Here is a 26454-nt window from a genome sequence, read left to right as displayed (position 1 = left end):
CAGAGTGGAGGTGTTGAAGCACCACTGAGGGAGGCGTCCGTGTCGCAAGCTACCACAATTGGGCTGGATATCGCGAAGACCGTTTTTCATGCGCACGGCGCCGACGAGCGTGGCACCATGGTGTTCAGCCGCAAGCTGAGCCGGGCGAAGCTGCTCGACTTCTTCGTGAAGCAGCCGAGATGCCTGGTCGCGATGGAGGCATGCAGTGGCGCGCACCACTGGGCGCGCGAGCTGATGCAGATGGGCTATGAGTGCGGCTGATCCCGCCAGCTTACGTGAAGCCGTTCGTGAAACGGCACAAGGATGACGCGGTCGATGCCGAGGCGATCTGCGAGGCGGTGCAGCGTCCGGGCATGCGCTTCGTGGCGATCAAGAACGAGAAGCAGCAGGCGGCCGGCATGGTGTTCCGCACCCGCGATCTCGTGGTTCGGCAGCGCATGCAACGGGTCAACGCATTGCGTGGTCACCTCGCCGAATTCGGCTGGGTTGTACCGCGCGGCTTGGCACAGGTCACAGTGCTGGCCGACCTCCTCAACGAGGAGGAGATGGCATCGTCGCTACCCGAGGCGGCGCTGGCCATGCTGCGCGTCATGGCCGACATGCTCGCCGGACTCGATAACCGTATCGCCGACCTCGACAAGGAGATCGCCAAGCGGGCCCGCGAGGATGAGGTAGCGCGCCGGCTGATGACCATCCCCGGCATCGGCCCGATTGCTGCCACCGCGATCGTCGCTCTCGCGCCGCCGGTCGAGACCTTCCCCAAGGGCCGCGATTTCGCCGCCTGGCTCGGCCTCGCGCCGCTCCAGCACTCGGCGGGAGGCAAGCAGAAACTTGGCCGGATCTCGAAGATGGGAGAACGCACCATCCGGCGCTTGCTCATCATCGGCGGCAGCTCGGTCGTCAGACAGGCGGCTGTGCGCGGGGGGCGCCGGCAGGCTCGTGGCTTGAGTGGATGCTGGCACGCAAACCGCGTATGCTCGTGTCAGTGGCGCTGGCCAACAGGATGGCGCGCACGGCGTTGGCGCTCATGACCAAGAGCGAGGATTACAGGCTCCGGCAGCGGTCGCGGCATAAGCCGGAACGGCGGCCAGAGGCGTCGGGGACGTAGGCGGGTATGGCACAACGGTCGGCGAGACGGGGCCGGAAGAACCAGGGAATGGCCGAGCGCTACCCAAGCGCGGAAAGCTGATGTGGTTCCGGTCCGCGAACTCCCATACTGGCCGCAGCTATGGCGCTGCTCATCGAGACCGGACAGATGACTGCATCCGACTGCGTGCCGATCTACCCCGATTTACCGCTTGCATCCGAAGGGGCGTCCACAGAAGGTCGTTCATCCCAGTCTCCTCGCGGAGCCTGAATCAGATTCGCGACGCTCACATCGATGGGTCCTGACCCTAGTCGTTCATGAGTAACGTCGAACGAAGAACCTCTCCGGGCAGGCTGGCCTGTTGCTCCGTTACTAGATGTTCGAAGACGACTTTTCCTGTACGGTTAAAAGGCGGCTTGTCGATGTACACGCCAGACAGCAATGGTAGCCGGGTGTCCGGACCAGAGCGCTTGTCCCGATTGTAGGTGCTAACAGCGTCTTCCGGCGGCAGGTGCTCCGTTATCAGCACCAGTTTATGCGCCGAAGTTTGATCGAGGATGCGGCTAATATCGGCATTGCTAAGGTGTTGCAGTACCTGCCTAATTAAACACAGATCTGCGGGCGGCAGTGGAGTTTCACCTGCATCTGCACATAGAAATGAGATGCCATCGCGCTCGTATTCCCGCCTGTTGTGAATAATCACGGATTCGGCGACATCAACACCGAGATAATGATGAACTAGATTTGCATATTGAGCGCCAATTGTGAAGTCACCGCATCCTATCTCGACTATTGATTGTACATTATGCTCATCGATCAGGCGCCGAACAAGATTGATATATCCTGGTACTGATGGATCATAGGTGCCGATACCCGAATACGGCTTGCCTTCAGTCTCACCGCCCCAAATTTTCTGGGCGTATATAGCCTCAAATATATCTTTATTAGTATTGCCAAGTCTACGATTTCTCAACCATGAGCGCACCTCTCGGAATGGTTTAATGAGCGATTTGGGTAGAATCGTCTCTATGCCCATATGCGTCTCCTGAAATGACGATTATCCGACGCTTTTATCGGTTTTGCTGAGGTAGAAATGAAATGAAGCGCTTCTGTACGTTTCACCGTAGAGATTTTCGAGTTCTTCGATCGAAAGCATATCCTTGCGCTCAAGGCCGATATTGTGCCAATATTCTAGCTTCGCCGGCCTACCGGTCGCGAGAAAGGTGCGGCCGTAGGTCTCATATTCCGAGAATCCTGAACTTTCCTTCGGATCGAGGCGATCAAGGATCACGCGATGCCACGGGCCATATCCTGCTACACGTTCGATCTCGGCACGTAATTCGGCAAGATGTGTTCGATCAAACACCATATGATGGGCTACAAACGAAAAATATGCCCTGATGCGCCGTTTCAATAAGCGCCGCATTTGTCGAAAGTATGGCATATAAAGCTCATCAGATATCCGGAAAACCGGCATGCCGTCCACAATGAAAAGCTGCGGATGAAGTAAGACCGTATCAGCATCGACAATGATAATAAAATGGCTTGAACTGATTCGATCAGCCGAAAGCTTTAAAAATTGTTGGAAAATCCAACCCGACCGATCGATTCCTTGTGGTGTAAGATGTATGTCGGATTTGCTGATCGGCAACACAGTTGCCTCATCGATGAAGGTGCAGCCCACTTGGCTGCAAAATGACTGCATCACAGGAGTCCGTGGCGCGACGATGTAGATCGTACGTACGTCGTGCGCGATATTGCGCCTTACGCCGTCGATGACCAGCGGAAGCGTCGGCAGGTCGCGATCGATCGCCGGTATAACGATATCGACGGGCAGATCATCCTTCTCGCAGGTACCTTTCGCAAGTGACGCTGCTTTCAGGCGATTCAAAAATAACCGGTGCTGCAGCCGCAGGAGCGGTCCCTTCGACAATGCCCGTCGGCATCTGCCGTAGAGAAATGAAGGCATAAGTCTCACAAGCAACCGTGGGAGTGATTGCTCCGACTAGGGAAGGCCATTCCAATCTGCAAGTGGTTTTGAGGTGGCGCCAGCGACTTGTAATGCCTATGAGGGCGCCGCATCTGCCGACACTGCCTCATGATATGCGTCTCCCCCCCTTCTTCAGAGCGTACGGAGGCGACTGGGGGCGGTGCCGGTCGTTTTTCGATCAGCACGTATCGGTGCAGCGCCATCGTGTTAGTATCCAATTAGAGGCAATGCATGACCGCGTTTCAGAGGGTCTTCAGGCAATCCCCAATGCGGCAATTCGCAATCGCCATCGGAACCCTAACTGGGCCAAGTGTCGTCGGTGCTGCGTTATCGTTCATCAGTACACCACTACTCGTCGGCTGGTTCACTCCAGCGCAGTTCGGTGAAGCGGCCAATGCGCTGGCTGCAGCCAGTATCCTCTCAGGTCTTGTCACACTCAGGATCGATATGATCTTGTACCAGCCCGAAAATGAGGGCCAGCGACCCGAGGTGGCGCGGATGGGGCTCGCGATCTCCGCGCTTCTTTCCTTTTTGCTCACCGTTCCGTTCTTTTCGGCTGTTGGATTAATGCGGGGAGCGTGGGATACCACAACCCTATTCTACACGGCGCAAGTATGCGTGCTCACGTTAACCCTTGCTGCGAGCAATATCGGCACTGCATACCTCGTTGCCGAACGTCTCTATCTTCGCTCCGGTATTCCAAAGATCGTGACGCCGCTGACGATTGTCGCGGTATCTGCAATTGCTCGGTGGACCGGCAGCATCGGTGATGAGACGTTCTTGCTTGCCAACGTAGCCGGCTCCGCTGCTGCGGCTGTTCTTTATGGCTTTAGCCCGGTCCGGCGCGCGAGAGGTTCGGTTGCGGGCGGTATATTGCCCCTTTTGCGAAGACGTCAACGGTATATTGGTTTTGCTGTCGCGCAGAGTGTTGTCGGCACGGCGTCACTACTCAATATGTTTATAATGATTGTTGCTAAGTGCTATGGGATCGCAACATCCGGGCAACTCTTTTTGGCCTACCGTATTTTCGCCTTTCCCTCTGCGATTCTTGGTATGGCTGCCGGGCATCTACTCGCAGCGAATGTAAAGTATTTGCGGGGGCATGGAATGCGTAAATTCCTACTCGGAATGATGGTGCTTGGTATTGTAGTTTACATGCCGCTCTTATTGGTGGCGATCGTGATACCATCCCAGTGGATTCCAATGCAGTGGCGAGAATCTTTGGATGTGGCGGTACCCGTAATCATCCTATGCTTCGCGCAGTTTGCCGTAGGTTCGTTCGGGCATCTTCTCCTCGTCTGGGACAAGGCGCACAAATTTTTCATCTGGGACCTTGCACGATTAGTGTTAACGTCAGCAATAGCATTGCTCTGTTGGTGGGGTGGCGGCAACTATATGTTCGCAACGTGGGGTTTTGTGATGACTCACCTCATTATGTACGGCCTTTTAACGATAATCCTGCTACGCGAGGCGTACTCATCGTGAACCCTAGAGCAACAGGCCGTATGACACACGGCCTGTTGCGGCAAGGGTTATACATTCTGAATGGTTCGCACGGCAAAATGACTCGGTATCTTTGCTTTATGCCCTGCTTTATCGTGTCGTCTTGCCAGAAATTTCAGGCATAGGCTTGATTTTTGCCTGAAGGTCCTCGATTTGCTGTTGAGAATTTCGCGGCAAGGCCGGTTTGGAATATTGCCTCCCAAACCGGTCTATCCCGATACTGGCCCCGTTTGCTGTTCGGGTCTCGTACCAACGCCGCCCTCGACTGTCCTGGCCGATGGTTCGTGATCCGGTCGGGGTAGGCAGTACCGTTTCTTGCCAAGTTCCACCATCCGAGTCAGTTCCTTTTCTTATTGTTCGGGTGGCAAGCTTTCGTTCGATAACAGTAGAGCCGTCAGGGCCAGTGCATTTTTGTACAGATACTGATCCATAGCAACCGACCGGTCCTGCTTGCGAGAGCAGAAGCATGATTGATGTGAACATAATGTTGCCTCAATTGCGCTAATGTGCGAATAATATTTCGAAGATTATTCGAATGATGTCTTTCTATTTCGAAGAAAAACTGCAGGGTTTCCTGAAAACAATTGCCATGATGGTAGTGACGTCATCGCTACAGCGCGAGCTCCAAGCACACTACCTTCGCCGATTGTAACCCCGGGGCCAACAAAAGCTTCTGCCGCTACCCATGCATCATCGCCGATCATAATTGGTCGTAATATCAGGGGAAATAGAGAGTCGTCGATATCATGCGTGCTGGCGCAGAGTGTTGCGCGTTGTGAGACGACTACACGCTTACCGATCGTGATGTAGCCCTGATTATAACACTCAACGCCGGGACCGATGATTGAATCATCTCCAACGCAGAGGTTGGCTGGCAGCCATATCCGAGAGCTCGGATATATACGGACATTGCGCCCTATCTTTGCCCCGAACGCTCGTAGCACGATTCGACGCCACCCGTGCAAGGGAGCGGGTGTTGGACGCGCCAAGGCAAGCCACGTCAATCGCCAGACGGTGCGTAAAATCTTGTTTGACATGGAAAAGCTTGCGGAATGCCGATGCTTCGGCCGTAGCGGGGAGCTGCCTGGCGACATTGATGTCATATCTGGTTCACTGCGTTAAGGCTTGGATCGACAATGCCATGCCGTACTGGCGCATACCGATCTTGGTAAGGCTTAGTACGAGTTGGTCGTCGGCGCCATAGGAGCAAAGGATGACAGTTCCGCAGGTATCACGCAGGATGCTCACCGCCGGGGCTATCGCCCTGAGCCTGCCCTCTATAGTTACGAGGCGGAGCATTTTTCCGCAGAATCGCCTTGATGACGATGATGCCTTTGAAAAGTGGGTGCATCAGAATGTTGGAGCTAATCATCAGCTGATCGTCCCGTTTGATCCTTATCCTTTATCAATAACGCGTCCCATAAATATTCCGGCTGGCCTCGACATTGTCTTTATGCGGGACATAGACGGCACCCCCAGGGGTGAGCTACTGTGTGACGGTGATTGCGCTATTCGGTTTTATGGGTCATCAAATCAGAATGTTTGTTTGCATTTACTTCGAGGACATATCATAGTTCAAGGTATGAAGTATCGCGGAGATTTTCATCAAGCTGCTATATTCATTGAAGGACAAGGCGTTTTTGATTCAATCCTAATAGAGGATATTTTTGTCGAAAATGCGAACTTTGGTATCCTTAGGCAGGGTGAGTTTTCAAGAATGAAAGGAGCTACGATACGCAGAGCGAAGTTTCATAATTTAAAAGGAGATGCGATAGAGTGGAATATTTGCCCTAACGATACCAAGATGGTATTTGAAGATATTGATATCGATACGATTAACGACCCTCAAGGAAGAGGAAATTGGGGTATTGGGTTAGGATTGGCGGGTCTTACGTTTGATCCAAAATGGGATAGATTGAATTACGTAAAGCAGTTTGTTATCCGTCGGATCACGGGGCGTCGCGTACGACAATTAATACATATCGAGGCGGGGGCAGATTTCATAATATCAGATATAATGGGAGATAAAATCTCCCAAGAGTTTAGTTCAAAAAGCAATATGCCGTCGGGTGTCATCTGCTGCTACGGTTGCGATAATTTTACGATTGAAAATGTTAACTCTGACGGTGATATTTTGCTTATGGCAGGAGTGATCGCGGCTCAATATGTCGTGCCCAGCGCAAACTTTGCGGTAAAGCATGTTAATATCAGGTCCGGAAATATTATTACGGAAATGGGGGGGAGGGATTCATATGCAAAATTCACTAATGTTGTGTTGAATAACGGTAAAGTTGAGTTGTTTGGGGCAGTTAAAAATCTGACGATGGCTGATGTTGCTATCGTTGGTGGGAAGGGCGCGCAGCTGACTGAAGCGGCAGAGTTTTTGACAGGAAATCTCAAGAATTTCATGCCGGAAAAGCAAAATAGAGTCATAAGACGCGTCACATTAAGCCCCTGAACGACTGGTGACTAGATCGGACTGTGGTAACTTATTTGTAAAAGCGAGGCTGTGTCTTTGCGTATGGTGTGATCGATGTCGGTCACCTCGGTGCTCCTCAGGGCAATATGCGAGTTCGGCTGGCATCAGCCAACCAAGGGGCGTGTGAGGGCGGCTCTCGTTATAGTCCTGTCGCCAGGCCTCGATCTTTGCCCGTGCGTTCGCCAGTGACAGGAGCCAGTGGCTGTTAAGCGTTCGTAGCGCAGGTGGCCATTGAACGACTCCAGGAAAGCGTTGTTAGTTGGCTGGCCGGCTGTTTGAGCGAGCAACGTCAATGTCGACCCGCCATATGTCCGATAACCATGATTCGCGGACATATGGATGTTCAACGGCAAATCTGCGTGGCAGACAGGTCCGATGACACTTCATTTACATGCGCAAGACCGTGATCGAGATGCTCCTCCACAACGCCTAGTTACCCTTGACCAGCCCGCGCTGCCTGCGATCCTCAACGAGAAGATCGAACAGGCCGCCGCTTATGCCCGATCCGCGCGGTCCGTGGCGACACGGCGGGCATATGCGTCGGACTGGGCGATCTTCGTCGCGTGGTGCGCGGAGAACGGCCTGAGTCCGTTGCCCGCGTCGCCCGATGTCGTCGCGGTGTTCGCGAGCGACCAGGCGGCGTCCGGACGTAATCCGGCGACGATCAACCGGCGGGTGGCGGCGATCGGGCATCATCATCGCGCGGCGGGTCATCCCGCGCCGACGGCGTTGCCGACCGCGGGGCGACTGGCGGAGGTGCTCGCCGGAATCCGCGCCGAACATGGCGGCGCGAAGCGGCGCAAGGCGCCGGCGGATGCTGCGGCGCTGCGCAACATGCTGGCGACGATCGAGGGCGACGGCCTGCGTGCGGCGCGCGACCGGGCGATTCTGGCGATCGGCATGGCCGCCGCGCTGCGCCGGTCGGAGATCGTCGCCTTGCGCGTCGAGGACGTCGCGCTGGTGCCCGAGGGCCTGCGGCTGACGATTGCGCGCTCAAAGACCGATCGGGCGGGTGAGGGTGCGGTGATCGCGATCCCCGAAGGCACGCGGATCCGCCCCAAGGCGCTGCTGCTCGCCTGGATGGCGGCGGCTGGCCATGGCGAGGGTGCGCTATTCCGCCGGTTGACGCGTAAGGACGTGCTGACCGATGCGGCGATGTCGGACCGCGCGATCGCGCGGCTGGTGCAGGCCTGCGCGGGCGCGGCGGGGTATGACCCTGCGCAGTTCGGCGGCCACTCACTGCGCGCGGGCTTCATCACCGAAGGCGCGGCGCAGGGCGCGACGATCTTCAAGCTGCAGGAGGTCAGCCGCCACAAATCGGTGCAGGTCCTGTCCGATTATGTCCGTAACGCCGAGTTGTTCAAGGACCATGCGGGGCAGCGTTTCCTGTAAGCGGCGGCCGATGGGTGCTCTTCGAAACCCACAACCCCGGTTCCCCCCGGATACGGTCCGCGTCGTGCTTTGCACCGTGCAAACCCATCTTTCCCCTCATGCCCCCTCTGCGCGCTGAGCAGATCCGAGAAGGATAGCGAAAAGGGGTGAGGGCAGGATATGTCGGACGGTAGCAGGATTTAAACGCGAGGTCCGTCATGCCGGCCAAATTAGGGCAGAAGTTGATCGCGACCTATGTCGACGCCGAATTTGCCGAGCGCTTTGCGGCATGGGCCCGCCAGACGGAGGGCGGGTCGGCAGCGGCGCTGCGGCGACTGATGGCACCGGCCCTGGACGGGCAGGCACCGGTACCGCCGGCGGGTGCCGGGATGGGACAGCAGATCGGAGTCCGTTTCAAGCCATTGGAACGACGGGCCCTGGCGGAAGCGGCCCGGGCGAGGAGCACCAGCCCAGCCAACTGGCTGCGCTCGCTCGCTCTCTTCCATCTTGCGAGGAAGCCGCAATGGAATGCGGCCGAGCTCGACGCGCTGCGTGACATATTTGGCGAGCTCCGCCGGATCGGCGGGAACGTGAACCAGATCGCGCGGGCGATGAACGTGGCGACGGAAACGGGGGCGTATCCGCCGTATCAAGGCGGCTTGGTTCGCGAGGCGGCGTTGCTGGCCCGCCTGGAGATGCGGCGCGTGGTCGCGGTCATGACGGGCAATTTCGCCTATTGGGGTTCGCCTTATGACGATGTCCCGGAGGCCGACGGCGATACCGTCGAACGGGTGGATGCCGCTGCGCGTGCCGCCGAACGTAGGCGCAAGCGGCAGCCGCGTCGACGGCCCGCGCGCTTCAGGGACGGCTCCTGATCTTTGCACTGTGCAAAAATCTTTCCCGGTGTCAGCGGCTGTCGAGAAGTCGGAAGAGGCCCATCGCGATCGCTTCGATGCCAACGATAGCGAGCAGAATCGTGTTGAGGCGAAGGCGGCGGTGCAGCGGTCGGTTGACGACGCGTATCGGATCATTCGTCATTGGCACGCGTGCCATCGGCATCTCGTCCGCGCAAATCGCTGAGTCATAGGAATGCCGCGGCGAGCGTTTTGCGGCAAGTCCGGCGTCATCCGCCAGAGCAAGGCATGTCGACGTGTAGGATAATACGCGTGTCGACAGAAGCGTTTGCGCCCTACTCCCCCGCCTTCAGCAGCGCGTCGAAATAGGCGATCGTCTTCACCAGCCCGGCTTCCAGCGCGACGGTCGGGCGCCAGTCCATCACCGCTCCTGCACGGGTGATGTCGGGGCGGCGCTGGCGCGGGTCGTCCTGGGGGAGCGGTTCGCGGACCAAAGGCGACTTGGAATTGGTCAGCGCGATCACCTTTTCGGCGAGCTCGATCATCGTGAATTCGCCCGGGTTGCCGATGTTGATCGGGCCGGTGACGTCGTCGGGCGTCGCCATCAGGCGGATCAGCCCGTCGAGCAGGTCGTCGACGTAGCAGAAGGAACGCGTCTGCTGCCCGTCGCCATAGATGGTGATCGGCCGTCCGGTCAGCGCCTGGACGATGAAGTTCGACACGACGCGCCCGTCGTCGGGCGCCATGCGCGGGCCATAGGTGTTGAAGATCCGCGCGACCTTGATCCGCACCGTGCCTTCGCGATGATAGTCGAAGAACAGGGTTTCCGCACAGCGCTTGCCCTCGTCGTAGCAGGAGCGCGGGCCGATCGGGTTGACGTTGCCCCAATAGTCCTCGCGCTGCGGATTGATCTCCGGGTCGCCATAGACCTCGCTGGTCGACGCCTGCAGGATCTTCGCGCCCGTTCGCTTGGCGAGGCCGAGCATGTTGATCGCGCCATGGACGTTGGTCTTCGTCGTCTGCACCGGATTGACGCGATATTGCACCGGCGAGGCGGGGCAGGCGAGATTGTAGATCTCGTCCACCTCCAGATACAGCGGAAACGTCACGTCGTGGCGGACGAATTCGAAATAGGGATGGTCGAGCAGATGCTCGATGTTGCGTTTCGAGCCCGTATACAGGTTGTCGGCGCAGATCACGTCGTGGCCCTGGCCGATCAGGATGTCGCACAGATGCGATCCCAGGAAGCCGGCCCCGCCGGTCACGAGGATTTTCTTGGTCCTGACCATGGCGATCATTCTCTCCTTGCGGAAGGGGATGGCAGCGGGACGATGGCGCGCAGCATCGTGCCCAGGTAGCGGCGGCTGAAGCGCGCCATCTGGTCGTGGCCGGCGCCGGGACGCAGCCGCGCCAGCACGCCGAACGCGATCCAGCGGACCAGATAGCCGGTGAACAGGATGAGGTCGTAGGCCGCGCCCGCCAGCCGCCCGTGCGTGCGGCGGAAGAAGAAGCGCGGCCCCTTGTACACCGTCGCCAGCACCTCGACCGACGATTGGCGCGCGAAGCTCTGGCCGTGGTGGTGCGTGATCGTCTGGCGACCGGAGAACATCACCCGCCACCCTGCGCGCGCGACGCGGTCGCACAGCTCCATATCCTCGCCGAACATGAAGAAGGCGGGGTGGAAGATGCGTGGGCCGACCGCGGCGCGGCGAAACGTGAGCGAGGCGCCCGATACCCAGTCGATCGGGCGCACGTCGGGGGTGTCGTCGACGATATAGACGGGCGCGGGCGCCCAGCGCTTGGGACACAGCCGGTCGAGGAACAGGTAGTTCCACGCCATGTTGCGTAAGGTGGGGAAGGCGCCGCCCGCCGCGCGCTGGAAGCTGCCGTCGCTGTTGCGCAGCCGCGAGCCGAGGATGCCGATCGCGGGATCGGCCGCGATCGTCGCGAGCATGCTGTCGATCGCGCCCGGGTCGACGACGGTGTCGGGGTTGAGCAGCATGACGATGTCCGCGTCGGTCGCGTCATAGCCGCGCTGGCAGCCGTCGGCGAAGCCGAGGTTGTCGATGCTGCGGATCAGTTCGACGTGCGGGAAATCGCGGGCGACCATGTCGGCGCTGCCGTCGTGCGAACCATTGTCGACGACGATGATCCGGTACGCCTCCGTCGGCAGCGCGGTGCCCGCGGGGATCGACGCGAGGCAATCGCGCAGCAGCGCGCGCACGTTCCAGCTGACGATGACGATCGCTAAGACGGGCGCGCTCATCGGTCGAGCGTCCCTGCGTGGAGCGCATCGTAGAGCGCGCCGTATCCGCTGCGCAGATTGCCCCAGTCGTAGGTCGCGCGCGCGTAGTCGGCCATCACCGCGGCCTGGCGCGCGGCGGGATCGGCGATCATCGTCGCGAGGCGCGCGGCGAGCGCGCCGGGGGCGGTCATGTCGACCCAGCAGGCGGGATCGGGGAGTAGCCAGCGGAAATGCGGCGCGTCGTGCGTCAGCACCGGCAGGCCCGCCGCGGCGGCCTCGACGATGGCGAGGCCGAACGCCTCGAACCCCGCGCTGTGCGTGAAGAGGTCGGCCATCGCATAGAGCTCGCCGACCGCATGCGAGGGGACGTGGGTGACGCGCACCCGCTCGCCCAGCCGGCGTCGCGCATAGTCGGGCAGGTCGGGATCGCCGTGATCGAGGCTGCCGTCGAGCCACAGCAAGGCATCGCCGCCCAGCGCCGCGACCTCGTCGATCAGATGGTCGATCCTTTTGTGGCCGCGGTTGAGCGCGGCGACCGACAGGATGACGAAACGGTCCTGCGCGATGCCGTAGCGGTCGCGCAGCGCCGCGCGCGTCTCCGTCGTCGCGAAACGTTCGGGCCGGTAGCCGCAGGGCAGCAGCGACATGCGATCGGCGGGATAGCCGCGGGCGACGGCATCCTCCATCGTCGCGCGCGAGATCTGGTGGAGGTGGTCGCACGGCGGATAGTCGCGCGGCGGCATCGCCGTGCCTTCGGTGTACAACAGGCGGAACCGCAGTCCGAGCGCTCGGCGCAGGTGGAACAATAGCCGGGCGAGCGGCGGGTCGATGACATGGACGATGTCGAACCGGTTGCCACGCAGGTGCGGCAGCATCGCCAGCGCGAAGGTCAGGCATTCGGCATGCATCGGCGTGCGCCGCATCAACCGGTGGATCGGCAGCCAGCGGATCGCGTTGCCGCCGCGGCGCAGGAAGGGCAGCACGATCTCGTCGTCGCGCCGTGGCCCGCCGCCCTTGAACAAGGTGACGTCGTGGCTGACGCGCATCTCGTCGAACAGGTCGCGAAACAGCCGTTCGAAGCCGCGTTGCACGACTCCGACGCCGGGACAGGCGATCGCGATGCGGGGCGCGGTACGGGGCGAGATACGGGGGCCGGGAGCGCGGGTCGTCATGCGTGGGCCTCCAGGACGGGGACGTGGCCCAGCGCGGCCCGCATCCGCCGCAGCCGGGTGGGCGACAGCACGCCGGTGGCGAGGCAGGCGATGAGGAAGGCGATGGGCGCGCAGACGCCGCCTGCGAACCCGCCGCGGATCGGGCTGGCGCCGATCGCGACGACGACGATGGCGGCGATCGCGAGCATGGCGAGCGTGCGCCCCCAGTCCAGCCGGACGCCGGCGACGCGCTGGCCGATCACCGACACCGCGACCGTCCCCAGCGTGAGTTCGACGAGGAGGTAGCTGACCGCCGCGCCCGCGACGCCCAGCCGCGGCACCAGGATCAGCAATGCTGCGACCTGCATCACGACCGAGCCGAGCGTCAGCCACAGCGCCCGCCCCTGATAGCCGGCGATGACGATCAGCGGCGACATGGCGGTGGTCACCGCGCGCAGCAGCAGCACCCAGGCGAGCAGCCGCAGCACCGGCGCGGCGGTGACGAAATCGCGGCCGAGCAGCCCCATCAGGAAATCGGACGCGCCGTGGATGCCGGTGAACATCACGCCCGCGACGCCCACCGACAGCGTCAGCGCGGTCTGCTGCATCTCGCCGAAGCGCGCGCGGTCGCGCGCCCAGGTGGCGGACAGCGCGACGAAGAAGGCGTTGTTGATCGCCTGGACGACGATGATGACGGGAAAGACGAAGCGCGCCGCGGCCGCATAGAGCGCGACCGCGTGCAGATCGATGAGCTTCGACAGCATCAGCGGCGCGAGCGCGTCGTAGAGGACGACGAGCAGCCCCGCCGCGCCGAGCGGCGCCGCGGCGCGCGCGAGGCGACGGGCGTCGTGCCATGTGCCGCGCGCTGCGGGGGGCCCTACGGGCGTCCGGCTCCACCGCGACAGCATTGCCCATTGCACCGCACGCGCGACGGCGAGCGTGGCGATCAGCATCGCAGGTCCCATGCGTGCCGAGGCGGCGAGCCCGAGCAGCGGCAGCATCGCGACCAGGCCGACGATCTCCGCCCCGACATCGAGGTCGATCCGCATCCGCGCCCGCACGCGCACCCGCGCGGGTTGCAGCGCGGCGGTGAAGGCGATCGACACGCTGCCGATCGCGCCGGCGACGACAAGCGGCAGCGGATAGCGGGCGAGCGCCAGTCCGGCGGGCAGCGCGATTGCGGCAAGGATCGCCATCGCCGCCTTGGCACGGGCGAGCGCGGCGAGGTCGGCGGCCATTCGCGCGGGATGCTGCGCGACGTCGCGCGCGGCAATGTCGGTCTGGCCGAAATCGACGAGCCATTCGAACAGCGCGATCAGGCTGAGCAGCAATGCATAGCTGCCGAACGTCTCGACGCCGGCGAGCCGGGTGACGAGCACCGCCGCGCCCAGCCGCCCGACCGACAGCAGCAGCCGCCCGGCGACGAGACTGGCGGAATTGTGGAACAGGGTGGTGCGGTTCACCGGCCTTGCCCCCCCGCCCCGGCTTTTGTCCCCGCCCCGCCCGGCGCGTTCGCCCGGTGCCAGTATCCGATCGCGACCATGATCGCCGCGACGATCCAGAAGATGCGCGCGCAGGCGGGATTGCGCAGGAAGAAGCTGCCGAAGCCGTCGACGATATTGGCGCAGACGCCGGCGAGGCAGCCGATGCTCATCGCGTGCAGCTGCGGGTCGGTGACGCGCCACGCGTTGCGCCAGCCGGTGCGCAGCAGCACGAGCAGCATCGCGACGAAACAGGCGAAGCCCAGCGTCCCCTGTTCGGCCCAGATCAGCAGGTAGATGTCATGGACGACGGGCCAGACCTCGCCGAACTTCAGCGTCAGGTCGACGTCGTCGCCATATTGGGTGCGGCCGGGCAGGTTGTAGACGAAGCTGTTGAGGCCGATGCCGAGCACCGGATGCTCCAGCACGATCCGCCAGGCGACGCTCATCCATTCCCAGCGGAAGTCGATCGCCCCCGAATCGCTTTCGGTCAGGCGGCGGATGATGCTGGGCGCCGCGGCGCCCGCGCCGAGCACCGCACCCACGACCAGGGTCAGCGCGACCGGCGCCGCGGTGCGGCGCGACATCGGGTTCCACAGCATCAGCCCGATCACCACCAGCGCGGCGATCGCGAACGCCATCCAGCCCGACCGCGACAACGTCAGCAGCAGCGCGACGAGCGCGAGCAGCAACGTGCCTGCGAGCAGCATCCGGCGCAGCGGCGGCTGGCGCGTCATCAGCATCGCCAGCACGATCGGCGTGACGATGACGAAGAATCCGGCGAGCAGATTGGGATGGCCGAACAGCCCGCCGATGCGGAACGTGCTGGCATCGCCGGTATAGGTCGCCAGATTGGCATATTCGAGCGTCTGCAGCGTCGCCTCGCCCAGCTTCTGGAGGCCGATGTCGCCCTTTTTGATGAATTGCGCGATGCCGAGCAGCGCCTCCAGCGCGACGCCCGCCGCCACCGCGGCGAACGCCTGCAGGAACTGGCGCACGCGGACCAGTTCGTTGAGCAGCACCAGGAACAGCCACATTTCCTTGGCCATCTCGACGCATTGCTGCAGCGCGACCTGCCGCATCGGGCCGATCGCGACGCTGACGAAACCGAGCAGGATCAGCCCCGACCAGGCGATCGCGACGCCCGACAGCCGCAGCCTGCGCCGGCGGGCGAGGATGTCGCGCGCGAGGAACAGCGTCAGCAGCAGCAGGAAGACGTCGCAGGCGTCGATATTGTACGAACCCGCCCCGCCCATATGCGGCACGGGGACGAATTTCTTGGACAGGCTGAGCGGCGCGGTGAGCAGCAGGCCCCACAGGCCGACGAGCCGCGGATTGCCCGACGCCCACAGCAGCGCGACGAAGCCGGGCACGAGCAGCAAGGCGACCGCGGCCATCTTGTGCGTCGCGAGCAGGCCGATCGTCGTCACCGCCGCGACGAGCGCGACCGCGATCACCGCGCCGACGACGAACGTATTCTCGGCACCCCTGCCGACGATGGCCGCGACCGGGCCCTGGCGGGACCGCGCGGTCACCCCCGGCGGCCGTGATCCGGTCGCGCGTTATGCGGCATGCTGAATCGCCGGGCCCGGAGCGGGCGTCGCCGTGTCCTGCGCGCAGAGTACGATGCGCACGTCGTCGATCCCGTGCGCGGCCAGTGCCTCGGTATAAAGATCGATGTCGGCCATTCGGCTTTCCGCTTCCTCGACCATCATCAAGACGACCGCCGCCTCGCGCGCGATCGGCAGGTAACGGGTGTCGGTGGTGATCGCCCGCTGCACGACGAGGACGTGTTCGTAGACGCGGGCATAGGCGTCGAAGATGCGCGACACCTGCGCCGCATCCGGACTCTGGTGGCCGCGCGGCCCCGCACGCCCCGCCGGGATCATCCAGACATGCTCGCGCCCGGTCGGGCAGGCGAGCGCCAGCGGATCATCCGCGCGACCGCCGAGCAGATCGAGGAACCCCGGCGCACCGGGATAGCCGAGAGCATCGCCGATCCCGCCCTCGCGCAGCGTCGCATCGACGATCAGCAGGCGCCCGCCCGCCTCGTCCTGCAGCATTGCGGCGAGCAGCATCGTCGCGCCGATCTCGGTTGCGGGCGCGCAGGCCGCGCTGACCAGGATGACCGGCGCGCGGTCCGCCGCGGGGAAATCGATCATCAGCTGCTGCGCGAGATAGCGATAGCTGCGCGAGGCGGGCGTGCTGGGCACCGCCCGCGCGGGCCATACCGATCGCGCCTTTTCCCACAGGCTGGCGAGGATGCCGGGCCGGTGCGCCGCGTCGGGCACCGGCGCGGATAGCGGAACCGCAGGGGGGGCGACGCCTTCCACGGGAACCGCATCGGGCGCCGCTGCCCCATCCCGGGGCGGCATCGGATCCGCCGACAGCGAGGGGGGGGGCGGACGCGCCGCGTCACGCTGTTCCCAGACGGCACGCGCGCCGGCGACAGGGCGCCAGACGACGCGGAAGCCGCGCGGGATCGAGCGCCAAACGCCGTCACCCTGGTCGACGATCTCCGCCTCGCACACCGGGCACGTCGAGAAGCGATATGCACGGTTGCGGACGATCTCGGCACCTGGACGATGCCACCCGAGCGAACACAATATCCCCATCGAACGGCTATCCAGTACAGATGATGGCGGTCGGTTAAGGCATGAGCTACCTTCTGACGAAGAATTTTCAACAAGCAATTAAGCGGGTGCCGACTCCCTTTCTGTCCCGAAATGAAAAATCATTTCAGGATACAATTTACATTCACCTTGATGCGTTAACCAGAGCGCAACCCGAAGTATTGCGATATCTGGCTCATGTCCCAGGCTGGGACAGGGTGTAACTGGCGTGTAATATGCTGGATTTCTTATAGAACGATACCGTTCTGTGCGATACGATTAACGTCACGCACTTCGGGGGCGAAGTTCATGAATGCCGTGCAGGGAACATACAGTTTCGGCAGACCGGGGGTCTTCCAGCAGCACGGAGCGGCGTTGGTCCGCCTCGGACGGATCACCGACACCGTCATAATTACATTGATGTTAGTGGCCGTCTACCAAGGGCGCCCTTGGTTTTCGGACCGCAGCGTCTTGGTCGATGCGGTGATATGTTTCGCAGTACTCGAATGTGTCGCGCCGTTCTTCAACTTCAATCGATCCTGGCGCATCGTCCGCATGCGCTACGAAATGTTCGATCTCGTCGCCTATTGGACGCTTGGTTTTATGGCGATCGTCGGCGTGTTCATGGCGCTGGGCGATCTCACCATAGTCGCAGCAGCGCAGTGGATGCCGCTGTTCGCGCGCTGGTACATCGCCGCGCTGCTGACGATCATCGCGTTCCGCGCGGTGCAGCGCCTGTTCCTGCGCTATTATCGCGCTTTCGGCCACGACCTGCGCAACACCGCGCTGATCGGCGCGACCGAGACCGCGCAACAGCTGCAATGGACCTTCGCGATGCACCCGTGGATGGGGCTGCGCACGATCGGCGTGTTCGACGACCGCGATCCCGCCGCGGGCCGGCTGGGCGCTGACGACGCGGGCGCGGGCCTGTCGGGCAATGTCGACGCGCTCTACGCGCTCGCGCGCGCCGGGCGGGTCAGTCGCATCTACATCACGCTGCCGATGGCGGCGGAGGAGCGGATCAAGCGGATCATCGACCGGTTCGGCGATACCACCGCGTCCGTCTATTACTGTCCGCCGCTGTCGGGGTTCGACCTGATCGGCGGGCGCTGGGACAATATCTTCGGCCAGCCGGTGATCAGCATCGTCGAATCCCCGTTCGAAGGGTATTCGGGCGCGGTCAAGCGGGCCGAGGACCTGGTGCTCGCCGCGATCATCCTGCCTCTGGTCGCGCCCGTCATGCTGGTCTGCGCGATCCTCATCAAGCTCGGCTCGCGCGGGCCCGTCCTCTATCGCCAGACGCGCTACGGCCTCGACGGCAAGCCGTTCCAGATCTGGAAGTTCCGCTCGATGTACGTCGCGCGCGACGACGGGTCGGTGCAGGCGACGAAGGGCGACAGCCGGGTGACGCCGATCGGCCGCATCCTGCGCCGCACCTCGCTCGACGAGCTGCCGCAGCTGTTCAACGTCCTCGCCGGCAGCATGTCGGTGGTCGGCCCCCGCCCCCATCCGGTCGCGCTCAACGAGAAGTTCCGCCCCGTCATCCACCGCTACATGGTGCGCCACAAGATCAAGCCCGGCATCACCGGCCTCGCCCAGATCAACGGCTGGCGCGGCGAGACCGAGACGCTCGACAAGATGCACCAGCGCATCAAGCAGGACATCGAATACCTGCGCTGCTGGTCGGTCGGGCTCGACCTGCGCATCCTCATCCGCAGCGTGATCGTGCCGATCACCGACAAGGCCTATTGAGGATGCGCGCGCGCTTCCTGCCATCTTTGCTGATCGGCGCGCTCGTCGCCTGCACGCCCGCCGCGCCCGAGCCGGCGCTCAGCGCGCAGCCCGGCTGGACGGTGTCGCGCGACGCGCCGGTCATCAAGGCGGGCGACCTGCGCGCGCGCGGGCTGTGGAACGACCCCAGCGTGATCGCTACCCCAGACGGCTATGTCATGTACCTGACGACCAGCACGGGGGAAGCGTTCAAGCCGCCGGTGCTGCCGTTCCGCGCGGTGTCGCGCGACGGCCGGTCGTGGCGCCTGTCGCCCGACCGCCCGCTGCTGAGCGCGGCGGGCAGCCCCTATGCCAGCATCGAGACGCCCAGCGTCGTGCGCTTCCGCGGCCGCTGGCACATGCTGTTCACCGGCGTCTACGCCAATCCCGATCCGACGCCGATGGCGATCGGCCATGCGGTGTCCGACGACGGCATCGCGTGGCGCGTCGTGCAATGGACGTTGCTCCGGGCGACCGGCAAGGCGGACGATTGGACCAGCTACCTCGTCGGCGAGCCCGGCGCGGTCGTCGTCGGCGACCGGTTGTTCGTCTATTTCTCCGCGGTGTCGGCGCGGCTGGGCGGCGGGCCGCCGCGCCAGAGTCTGGGGATGATCGCGTCGGGCGACGGCGTGCACTTCTCCGCGCCGGTGCAGGTGCTGACGCAAGGCGCGGCCTATCCCGCCGCACAGGGGTTCGCCGGCTACAGTTCCCCCGCCGCGGTCGTCATCGGCGGGCGCGTCCACCTCTTCTATTCCGTCGTCCTCGTCCGCAAGGGCGCCGATCCCGAATGGCAGCAGGTCGCGATCCAGCATGCGGTCTCGCCCGACGGCACCCACGGCTTCCGCGAGGATGCCGCGCCCGCACTGGTGCGCGGCGACACGCGCTGGACCAGCGGCGAAATCCTGGCGCCCAGTCCGCTGGTCGAGGGCGACCGGCTGACTTTGTGGTTCGCCGGCCACGTCCGCAACGGCGATCTCGCTCCGCTGATCAACCGCGGCGTCGCCGGCCCCGAATTCGGCATCGGCGTCGCCTCGCGCGCGCTGGCAGAACCCTCCGCTTCCCTCCCCCCGCCCGGCGGTTCTCCGTCGCGCCCGGCCCGTTAGAAGGAACACTCGCGCATGAAAGTCGTGATCCTGTGCGGCGGCCAAGGCATACGTGCCTTTCCGTTCACCACCTATCTGCCCAAACCGATGCTGCCGCTCGGCGGGACGCCGGTGCTGGTCCATGTCATCAAGAACTTCATCCGCCAGGGGTTCGACGATTTCGTCCTCGCCGCGGGCTATCGCCACGGCGTCCTCGCCGATTATTTCGAGGGCAAGGACATCGGCGCGAAGGTCACGATCGTCGACACCGGCGAGAATGCCGACACCGGCCGGCGCATCTTCAACTGCCGCCACCTGATCGATGCGCCGTTCATCGCCACCTATGGCGACGGGCTGTGCGACGTGCCGCTCGACCGGCTCGTCGGCTTCCACCGCGGCCACGGCAAGCGGCTGACGATCACGTCGGTGCCGATGTATTCGCAATATGGCGTGATGTCGGTCGAGGACGACGGCCGCATCGCGCGCTTCGTCGAGAAGCCGCTGATCCCCGATTACTGGATCAACGCGGGTTTCATGGTGATGGAGCCGACGATCTTCGACGACTGGCAGGGCGAGAACCTGGAGCAGGACATCGTGCCCAAGCTCATCGCCCGGCATGAAGCCTATACCTACCGGCACCAGGGCTTCTTCAAGTCCTTCGATTTCTACAAGGACGTGGTCGAGATGGACGAGGTCATCGAACGCGGCGGGCCGCTGCCGTGGATCGTCGACCGGCCCGCGCAGGAGAAGGCGGCGTGATGGACTGGAAGGGCAAGAGCTGCCTCGTCACGGGGGCGACGGGCTTTCTGGGCGGCGCGCTGGTCGAGGCGCTGCTCGCGCGCGGGGCGGAGGTGATCGCGCTGGTCCGCGACGTCGTGCCGCAGTCCCGCTTCCAGTCGACCGGGCTCGCGACCCGCGCCAAGGTCGTGCGCGGCAACCTCGAGGATTACGACATCCTCGAACGCGCGATCAACGAATATGCTGTCGACACCGTCTTTCACCTTGCCGCCCAGGCGATCGTCGGCGTCGCCAACCGCAACCCGATCTCGACGTTCGAGGCGAACATCAAGGGCACCTGGGTGCTGCTCGAGGCGTGCCGCCGCAACCCGACCGTCGAGCGCGTCGTCGTCGCCTCGTCGGACAAGGCATACGGCGACCACGACACCCTGCCCTATCACGAGGATTTCGCGCTGCAGGGGCGGCATCCCTACGACGTGTCGAAGAGCTGCGCCGACCTCATCGCGCTGAGCTATGCGCATACCTACAAGACGCCGGTGTCGATCACGCGCTGCGGCAATCTGTTCGGGCCGGGCGATCTCAACGTCAACCGGATCGTGCCGGGCACCTGCCTGTCGGCGATCGACGGCAACCGGCCGGTGATCCGCTCGGACGGCTCGCCGGTGCGCGATTACGTCTACGTCGACGACATCGCCTCCGCCTATCTGCTGCTCGCCGAGCATATGGGCGATGCGGACGTCGTCGGCCGCGCCTTCAACTTCGGCACCGGCGAGCCGGTCAGCGTGCTCGACCTCACCCGGCGTACGCTCGCCGCGGCGGGGCGCGCCGACCTCGAGCCGATCGTCCAGAACAATGCGAGCGGCGAGATCCAGGCGCAGTATCTCTCCTCCGCCCTCGCGCGCGAGAAGCTCGGCTGGGCGCCCGCCGCATCGCTCGACGAACGCCTCGGCGAAACCTTCGCCTGGTACAGGGAGCACCGCGATTTCTTCTGAACGCGTCTTCGTCGGCATCCCCACCTTCAACCGTCCGCGCATGGTGCGCGAGACGGTGGAGAGCCTGCGCGCGCAGAGTTTCGGGGATTTCCGCGCGATCGTCAGCGACAATTGCTCGCCCGGCGATATCGCGGACCAGCTGCGCGCCTGGGTCGACGCGCTCGGCGACCCGCGCATCCGCTTCGTCGCGCAGCCTGCGAATGGCGGCGAATACGGCCAGGGGCGCTACCTGTTCGCCGAACGCGGCGACGCCGATTATTTCATGATCCTGCACGACGACGACCTGCTCGATCCCGATTGTCTGGCAAAGGGGGTGGCGACGCTGGATGCGACGCCCGAGGCCGCGCTGTTCGTCGCCGACCCGCGGCTGATCGACGTCGCCGGCATCGTCTCGCCGACGCTGACCGCGCAATATCTGCACGATCATGGCCGCACCGCGCGCGGCGAAGGCCTGTTCCCGATCCTCGACACGCATATGGCGACCGGCCTGACGCCGATCTCGGGCACGTTGCTACGCGCGTCCGCGGTCGCGCGCGCGGGGCTGGTCGACGAGGATTGCACCGGCAATTTCCCCTTCGAGATGAACGTGATGATGCGGCTCGGCGACATCGGCGCGCAGGGGTGGTTGTCGCACGAGACTTTGCTCAGCGTGCGCTATCACGACGGTTCGCTGCGCAACACGCTGGGGCTGATGCACAATCCGGCGGTGATCGGCACGATGATGACGCTGCTCGAACGGCGCCGGTACGACGGGATGCCGGAACAGCGGCGCCGGCTGATCCTGTCGCGCCTGCACCGCGCGCGGGCGACCTTGTGCTGGGAGGCGGGCGATGCCGCGGGCGGTCGCGCCGCGCTGCGCGCCGCCTGTGCCTACAACCCCCGCTCGCCCAAATCCTGGGGGCTGCGCGCGCTCTATGCGCTGACCGCGCCGCCCCGCCCCACCGCCATCGAAACGGACGCCGTATGACCTCGCCCCTTCGCCCGTTGCTCCGTCTCGCGCTCGGCGGGCTCGTCCTGGCGATGCTGGGCGCGTGCAGCGCGCAGATCTCGCATCCCGTCAGCATCGCCGCTACGCCCGAGGTGCTGCGCTCGATCGACCGGTACGAGCGCGCCTATCTGCTCGTCCCCGGCGACACGATCGAGGTCGTCGTCGACCAGATGGCGGAGGTGTCGCGCACCGTGACGATCCGCGCCGACGGCTTCGTCGCTTTGCCCAAGGTCGGCGAGGTGCGGCTCGCGGGCATGACCGTGCCGCAGGCGACGCGGCTGGTCCGCGACCGGCTGAACCAGCGCATCTACAATCCCGAAGTGACGCTGATCCTTACCAACCCGCGCGACGACAAGGTGTTCGTGACGGGCGAGGTCGGCCGGCCGGCCGCGGTCTCGCTGCGCGACGCGCGCACCGCGGCGGAGGCGCTGATCCAGGCGGGCGACACCGTGCGCAGCGCGTCGCTGCGCAACGTCGCGCTGATCCGCCTCGACCCGTCGGGCCATCTGGTCGCCAACCTGATCCCGACCGCCGCGGGCGGGCGCGCCGGGCTGCTGCTCGCGCTGCAGAACGTCGTGCTCCAGCCCGGCGACATCATCGTCGTCCAGGAAAGCGGACGCTCGCAGTTCACCCGCTTCGTCCAGGATTTCATCAGCACGCCGCTCAACGGGTTCAACCAGTTGCTGACCCCCTACATCCAGTTCCGCCTGCTCAAGGAGATCAGCCGGTGAACGCGCCGATCCGGCCCATCCCGATGACGATCGAGGAACGTCACCCCCACCGGCCGGAGGCGGATACGTTCGACGTCCGCCACGCCTGGCACACCGCCTATATGGCGGTGCGCACGCGCAAGCGGCTGATCGCGGCGGTGGTGCTGGCGACGCTGGCGCTGGTGATGGTCTATATCGTCGTCTGGCCGCCGGTCTATTCCAGCTCGGTCACGCTCGTCGCCAATTCCGACGACGATCGCCAGCGCGAGGGCTTCTACGGCGACTGGGCGGTGTTCCGCCGCAACGCGCTGAAGGACGAGGTGGTCCTGTTCACCTCGACGTCCGTCGTCGCGCAGGTGATGAAGGACATGCACCTGGGCTATGACGACGTCTACCACCCGCCGCTGCGCTATGCGACGCACCTGTGGTCGGTCTCCTGGCCCGGTCGGGCGTGGCGCAGCATCAAGGATTTCTTCTTCCCGCCGCACCGCTCGCCCTATTCGCCGACCCCGCAGGAGGTCGAGATCGCGGGCGCGGTCGACGACTTCCGCACCGGCGTCAGCCTGGTGCCGGTCAACAACACCAACGTCGGCCTGCTGACCGTTCGCGCGCCCTCGCCGCGTGTCGCCGAAATGGCGAACACGATCGCGGCGGTCTATCTGGAACAGCGCCGCGCCCGTTTCGCGCGCGAGGCGACCGAAGCCTATGCCTCGCTGGAGCGCGAGGCGGACAAGGCGCATCGCGACCTGCTCGCGCTCGAGGCGCAGATGCAGCGTTACTATACGCAGAACGACATGCAGCTGGTGTTCGAGAAGGACAAGGTCCAGATCGGCCAGTATCTGGCGATGCAGGGCCAGGCCGCCGATCGCCGCACCGCGATCGCGGAGACGCAGCGCCAGCTCGCGGTGGTCAACGGCCAGCTCGGCCGCGAGGCGCGCGAGGTGGAATCGGGCCGCGTCGTCCAGGACAATCCGATCCGCGCGGGCCTGAAGCAGGAACTGGCGAAGGCGCAGGTCGACCGCGAGAATACCGCGCTGCGCTATCGCCCGGACTCGCCGGAGATGAAGACGCTGGACGAGCGGATCGCGATCCTCAAGGGCCAGATCGCCGGCCAGGAGGCGCGCGGCGTCCAGCAGACCAGCATCGTGCGCAACGCCGCCTACGACACGCTGCGCGCGCAAAAGGCGCAGCTCGAGGCGAAGCTCGCCGGCGACCGCGCCGCGCTCACCAACCAGATGGCCGACGTCGGCCGGATGCGCACGCAGGTCGACGCCATCCCCGAAAAGATGAAGGAGAGCCACGACCTCGGCCGCCAGCACGACGCGCTCGAGAAGAAGTACGTGGCGCTGCAGGAAAAGCTGATGGTGGCGGCGGTGTCCGCCGCGACCGCGCAGTCGGCGCCGTCCGCGATCCAGGTCGTCGAGAAGGCGGAGGCGCCCGACAAGCCCGACGCGCCCAACACCAAGTTGCTGCTGCTCGTCGGTCTTGTCGTCGGCCTCGTCCTCGGCATCGGCCTTGCCATCCTGCTCGACGTGCTGCGTGGCAGCGCCAGCCGCTATCGGCTGGCGAACCGGCCGGGCGGCGCGCCGCTCTATGCCATCGTCGGGCAGGACGAACCCTTCGCGCGGCGCCTCTTCGGCAAATAGGCATGTCCGGCGATGCGCCTCCCGCCCGGCGTTCCGCACCCCGTTTCTCGGTGGTGATGAACAGCTACAACGGCGCCGCCTTCATCGAGGCGGCGATCGCCAGCGTGCTCGCGCAAAGCCATGGCGACTTCGAGTTCATCGTCTACGACGACCGCTCGACCGACGGCTGCGTCGCGCTGGCGGAGGCGTTCGGGGACCCGCGGATGCGCGTGTGCGTGTCACCCGACCACGTGCCCGTTGGCGAGGCGCGCAACCGCGCGATCGCGCTGGCGCGGGGCGAATGGATCGCCTTCATCGACCAGGACGACCTGTGGACGCCGATCAAGCTCGAACGGCAGGCCGCATTGATCGACGCGGATCGCAGCGGGCGGCTCGGCATCGTCTATGGCGCGACGCGCCGCTTCGGCGCGGGACGGCCGCGTCCGTTCGATCCGTGGCACGGCGACGGACCCAAGCCCGAAGGCGACATCTTCGCAGATCTGCTCGACCATCCCAGCTTCATCGCGCTCAGTTCGGCGTGCCTGCGCACCGCGGCGGTGCGCGCGCTGGGGCCGATCCCCGACTGGGTGCGGCTGTGCCCGGACTATTATCTGTTCGTCGCCATCGCGCGCGACTGGCTGGGGCGGTCGGTGCCTGACCTGTGCTGCCATTACCGCGTCCATCCGCAGGCGATGAGCCAGGTCGGCGCGACCGACATCCACCGCGAGGCGCTGGCGATCATCGAATGGGCGGCCGGCGCGGACCATGCCGCGATCCTGCGCCGTCGCCGGCGCGTCGCGCACACGCTGATCGCGACCGGAAACCTGCGCGCCGGCAACGTCCGCGCAGGGCTTTCCGAACTCTTCGGCCAAGGCTCCCTAACCTATTTCGCCGGCCGCCCGATGTTCCGGTTCCTCCGCGACTATCGCAACAGGATGAGGCCCAGCCCATGAAGTATCATCTCATCAGCGCGTCGCGCTCGCTCGGGTTGCTCCCGGTGCTCGACCGTCTTTCCTATCTGCGCAAACGCGCGCAGACGGCGCGCAGCAACCGCGCCTTTCGCGCGGCGCATCCCGATTATGCCGTGCCGCCCGAAGATCTGGCGTTCGACGCGTACAACAAGGTCGACTGGGAAAGCTACGACACGCTGGGCCGCGCGCATGCCAAGGTGTTCGCCGACCTGATCGACGCGCACGCGCCGCCCGGGCCGCTCGCCTTGCTCGAATGGGGGTGCGGGCCGGGGCGGCTGATCCGCCACATGCCCGCGCTGCTCGCGCATCGTGACGTCGCGGTGACCGGCACCGACTACAACCCCGCGACGATCCGCTGGTGCCAGGGCGCGTTGCCCGGCATCGATTTCGCACTGAACGGGATGGAGCCGCCGCTGCCGTTCGACGCCGACAGCTTCGGCGCGGCCTATAATTTCTCGGTCTTCACCCATCTGTCGGAAGCGGTGCAGATCGCCTGGGCGCAGGAGATGCTGCGCGTGCTGAAGCCGGGCGGCGTCCTGGTCGCGACGACGCACGGCGACTATTACACCTACCTCCTGACCGGCGCGGCGGAACAGGCCGCTTATGCGCGCGGCGAACTCGTCACGCAGTCGCGCTATGCGGAGGGGAAGAAGTGGTTCTTCGCCGTGCATCCGCCCGATTATGTCCGCAACACGCTGTTCCGGGGGTTCGAGCGGGTGGAGCGCGTCGCGACGCCGGCGGATGCCGGCATGACGCAGGACCTCTGGATCGCGTTCAAGCCGCATGGCTGAGCCGGCGCCCTCCC

The 26454-nt window shown here is 64.2% G+C and carries 22 protein-coding genes and 2 pseudogenes; 14 read left to right on the top strand and 10 right to left on the bottom strand.

The window, feature by feature from the left end; translation table 11 throughout:
* Positions 1 to 39: 39 nt before the first annotated feature.
* Positions 40 to 1108: pseudogene (locus tag DM480_RS17330) on the top strand (IS110 family transposase).
* Positions 1109 to 1394: 286 nt separating this feature from the next.
* On the opposite strand, the gene DM480_RS17325 reads toward DM480_RS17330, so the two are convergent.
* Positions 1395 to 2123: a class I SAM-dependent methyltransferase gene (locus tag DM480_RS17325; RefSeq protein WP_115381843.1), complete on the bottom strand. Its 729-nt coding sequence runs from the start codon at positions 2121 to 2123 to the stop codon at positions 1395 to 1397.
* A 21-nt stretch (positions 2124 to 2144) separates the two neighbouring features.
* A complete protein-coding gene (locus DM480_RS18010) occupies positions 2145 to 3056 on the bottom strand; it encodes a DUF6492 family protein (RefSeq protein WP_125471600.1) in 912 nt (303 codons plus the stop codon).
* A gap of 252 nt (positions 3057 to 3308) precedes the next feature.
* Here DM480_RS18010 and DM480_RS17315 point away from each other — a divergent pair, with 252 nt between their 5' ends.
* Positions 3309 to 4562, top strand: coding sequence for a lipopolysaccharide biosynthesis protein (locus DM480_RS17315; protein ID WP_115381839.1), 1254 nt, complete (start codon positions 3309 to 3311; stop codon positions 4560 to 4562).
* 545 nt (positions 4563 to 5107) lie between these two features.
* Here DM480_RS17315 and DM480_RS18625 read toward each other — a convergent pair.
* Positions 5108 to 5284 carry a hypothetical protein gene (locus DM480_RS18625; protein ID WP_232834247.1) on the bottom strand — a complete coding sequence of 59 codons (177 nt, stop codon included), beginning with the start codon at positions 5282 to 5284 and terminating at the stop codon, positions 5108 to 5110.
* A 509-nt stretch (positions 5285 to 5793) separates the two neighbouring features.
* Between DM480_RS18625 and DM480_RS18005 the strand changes: the two genes are divergently transcribed.
* Complete coding sequence (locus DM480_RS18005; RefSeq protein ID WP_125471598.1) at positions 5794 to 7038, top strand: hypothetical protein; 1245 nt, start codon at positions 5794 to 5796, stop codon at positions 7036 to 7038.
* A 108-nt stretch (positions 7039 to 7146) separates the two neighbouring features.
* On the opposite strand, the pseudogene DM480_RS18905 reads toward DM480_RS18005, so the two are convergent.
* A pseudogene (locus tag DM480_RS18905) lies at positions 7147 to 7328 on the bottom strand (integrase core domain-containing protein); the annotation flags it as partial.
* Between the two features lie 106 nt (positions 7329 to 7434).
* Here DM480_RS18905 and DM480_RS17295 point away from each other — a divergent pair.
* Entirely contained in the window at positions 7435 to 8451 is a 1017-nt protein-coding gene (locus DM480_RS17295) for a site-specific integrase (RefSeq protein WP_115381890.1), read from the top strand.
* 221 nt (positions 8452 to 8672) lie between these two features.
* The gene (locus DM480_RS17290) at positions 8673 to 9305 is read left to right on the top strand and encodes a plasmid mobilization protein (protein ID WP_157968825.1); all 633 of its coding nucleotides are present in this window, start codon (positions 8673 to 8675) and stop codon (positions 9303 to 9305) included.
* A gap of 314 nt (positions 9306 to 9619) precedes the next feature.
* Here DM480_RS17290 and DM480_RS17285 read toward each other — a convergent pair whose 3' ends face one another.
* Genes DM480_RS17285 through DM480_RS17260 form a run of 6 tightly spaced genes read right to left on the bottom strand, consistent with a single transcriptional unit; the run spans position 9620 to position 16776 of the window.
* Positions 9620 to 10573, bottom strand: coding sequence for a UDP-glucuronic acid decarboxylase family protein (locus tag DM480_RS17285; RefSeq protein ID WP_115381888.1), 954 nt, complete (start codon positions 10571 to 10573; stop codon positions 9620 to 9622).
* A 5-nt stretch (positions 10574 to 10578) separates the two neighbouring features.
* Positions 10579 to 11550 carry a glycosyltransferase family 2 protein gene (locus DM480_RS17280; RefSeq protein ID WP_115381830.1) on the bottom strand — a complete coding sequence of 324 codons (972 nt, stop codon included), beginning with the start codon at positions 11548 to 11550 and terminating at the stop codon, positions 10579 to 10581.
* On the bottom strand, positions 11547 to 12701 hold the full coding sequence (locus DM480_RS17275; RefSeq protein WP_115381828.1) for a glycosyltransferase family 4 protein: 1155 nt from the start codon (positions 12699 to 12701) through the stop codon (positions 11547 to 11549). The genes DM480_RS17280 and DM480_RS17275 overlap by 4 nt, the downstream gene beginning before the upstream one ends.
* Positions 12698 to 14143, bottom strand: coding sequence for a lipopolysaccharide biosynthesis protein (locus DM480_RS17270; protein WP_125471596.1), 1446 nt, complete (start codon positions 14141 to 14143; stop codon positions 12698 to 12700). Before DM480_RS17270 ends, DM480_RS17275 begins: the two co-directional genes overlap by 4 nt.
* The gene (locus tag DM480_RS17265) at positions 14140 to 15696 is read right to left on the bottom strand and encodes an O-antigen ligase family protein (protein ID WP_115381824.1); all 1557 of its coding nucleotides are present in this window, start codon (positions 15694 to 15696) and stop codon (positions 14140 to 14142) included. Before DM480_RS17265 ends, DM480_RS17270 begins: the two co-directional genes overlap by 4 nt.
* A 27-nt stretch (positions 15697 to 15723) precedes the next feature.
* Positions 15724 to 16776, bottom strand: coding sequence for a hypothetical protein (locus DM480_RS17260; protein ID WP_125471594.1), 1053 nt, complete (start codon positions 16774 to 16776; stop codon positions 15724 to 15726).
* 195 nt (positions 16777 to 16971) lie between these two features.
* On the opposite strand from DM480_RS17260, the gene DM480_RS17255 reads away from it, so the two are divergent.
* Genes DM480_RS17255 through DM480_RS17215 form a run of 9 tightly spaced genes read left to right on the top strand, consistent with a single transcriptional unit; the run spans position 16972 to position 26440 of the window.
* Positions 16972 to 18525 carry an undecaprenyl-phosphate glucose phosphotransferase gene (locus DM480_RS17255; protein WP_115381820.1) on the top strand — a complete coding sequence of 518 codons (1554 nt, stop codon included), beginning with the start codon at positions 16972 to 16974 and terminating at the stop codon, positions 18523 to 18525.
* A gap of 2 nt (positions 18526 to 18527) precedes the next feature.
* On the top strand, positions 18528 to 19646 hold the full coding sequence (locus DM480_RS17250) for a hypothetical protein (RefSeq protein ID WP_115381818.1): 1119 nt from the start codon (positions 18528 to 18530) through the stop codon (positions 19644 to 19646).
* 15 nt (positions 19647 to 19661) lie between these two features.
* On the top strand, positions 19662 to 20384 hold the full coding sequence (locus tag DM480_RS17245; RefSeq protein WP_115381816.1) for a nucleotidyltransferase family protein: 723 nt from the start codon (positions 19662 to 19664) through the stop codon (positions 20382 to 20384).
* On the top strand, positions 20384 to 21355 hold the full coding sequence (locus DM480_RS17240; RefSeq protein WP_115381814.1) for an NAD-dependent epimerase/dehydratase family protein: 972 nt from the start codon (positions 20384 to 20386) through the stop codon (positions 21353 to 21355). The genes DM480_RS17245 and DM480_RS17240 overlap by 1 nt, the downstream gene beginning before the upstream one ends.
* Positions 21356 to 21395: 40 nt before the next feature.
* Positions 21396 to 22322, top strand: coding sequence for a glycosyltransferase family 2 protein (locus DM480_RS17235; protein ID WP_115381812.1), 927 nt, complete (start codon positions 21396 to 21398; stop codon positions 22320 to 22322).
* Positions 22319 to 23074: a polysaccharide biosynthesis/export family protein gene (locus DM480_RS17230; protein ID WP_115381810.1), complete on the top strand. Its 756-nt coding sequence runs from the start codon at positions 22319 to 22321 to the stop codon at positions 23072 to 23074. Before DM480_RS17235 ends, DM480_RS17230 begins: the two co-directional genes overlap by 4 nt.
* Entirely contained in the window at positions 23071 to 24699 is a 1629-nt protein-coding gene (locus DM480_RS17225) for a GumC family protein (protein ID WP_115381808.1), read from the top strand. The genes DM480_RS17230 and DM480_RS17225 overlap by 4 nt, the downstream gene beginning before the upstream one ends.
* A 2-nt stretch (positions 24700 to 24701) precedes the next feature.
* Complete coding sequence (locus tag DM480_RS17220) at positions 24702 to 25631, top strand: glycosyltransferase family 2 protein (RefSeq protein ID WP_115381806.1); 930 nt, start codon at positions 24702 to 24704, stop codon at positions 25629 to 25631.
* Positions 25628 to 26440 carry a class I SAM-dependent methyltransferase gene (locus DM480_RS17215; protein WP_157968823.1) on the top strand — a complete coding sequence of 271 codons (813 nt, stop codon included), beginning with the start codon at positions 25628 to 25630 and terminating at the stop codon, positions 26438 to 26440. Before DM480_RS17220 ends, DM480_RS17215 begins: the two co-directional genes overlap by 4 nt.
* Positions 26441 to 26454: the final 14 nt, after the last annotated feature.

Source organism: Sphingomonas sp. FARSPH (assembly GCF_003355005.1).
In the GTDB taxonomy this organism is placed as follows: domain Bacteria; phylum Pseudomonadota; class Alphaproteobacteria; order Sphingomonadales; family Sphingomonadaceae; genus Sphingomonas.
This window is presented reverse-complemented; position numbering and strand designations above follow the sequence as displayed.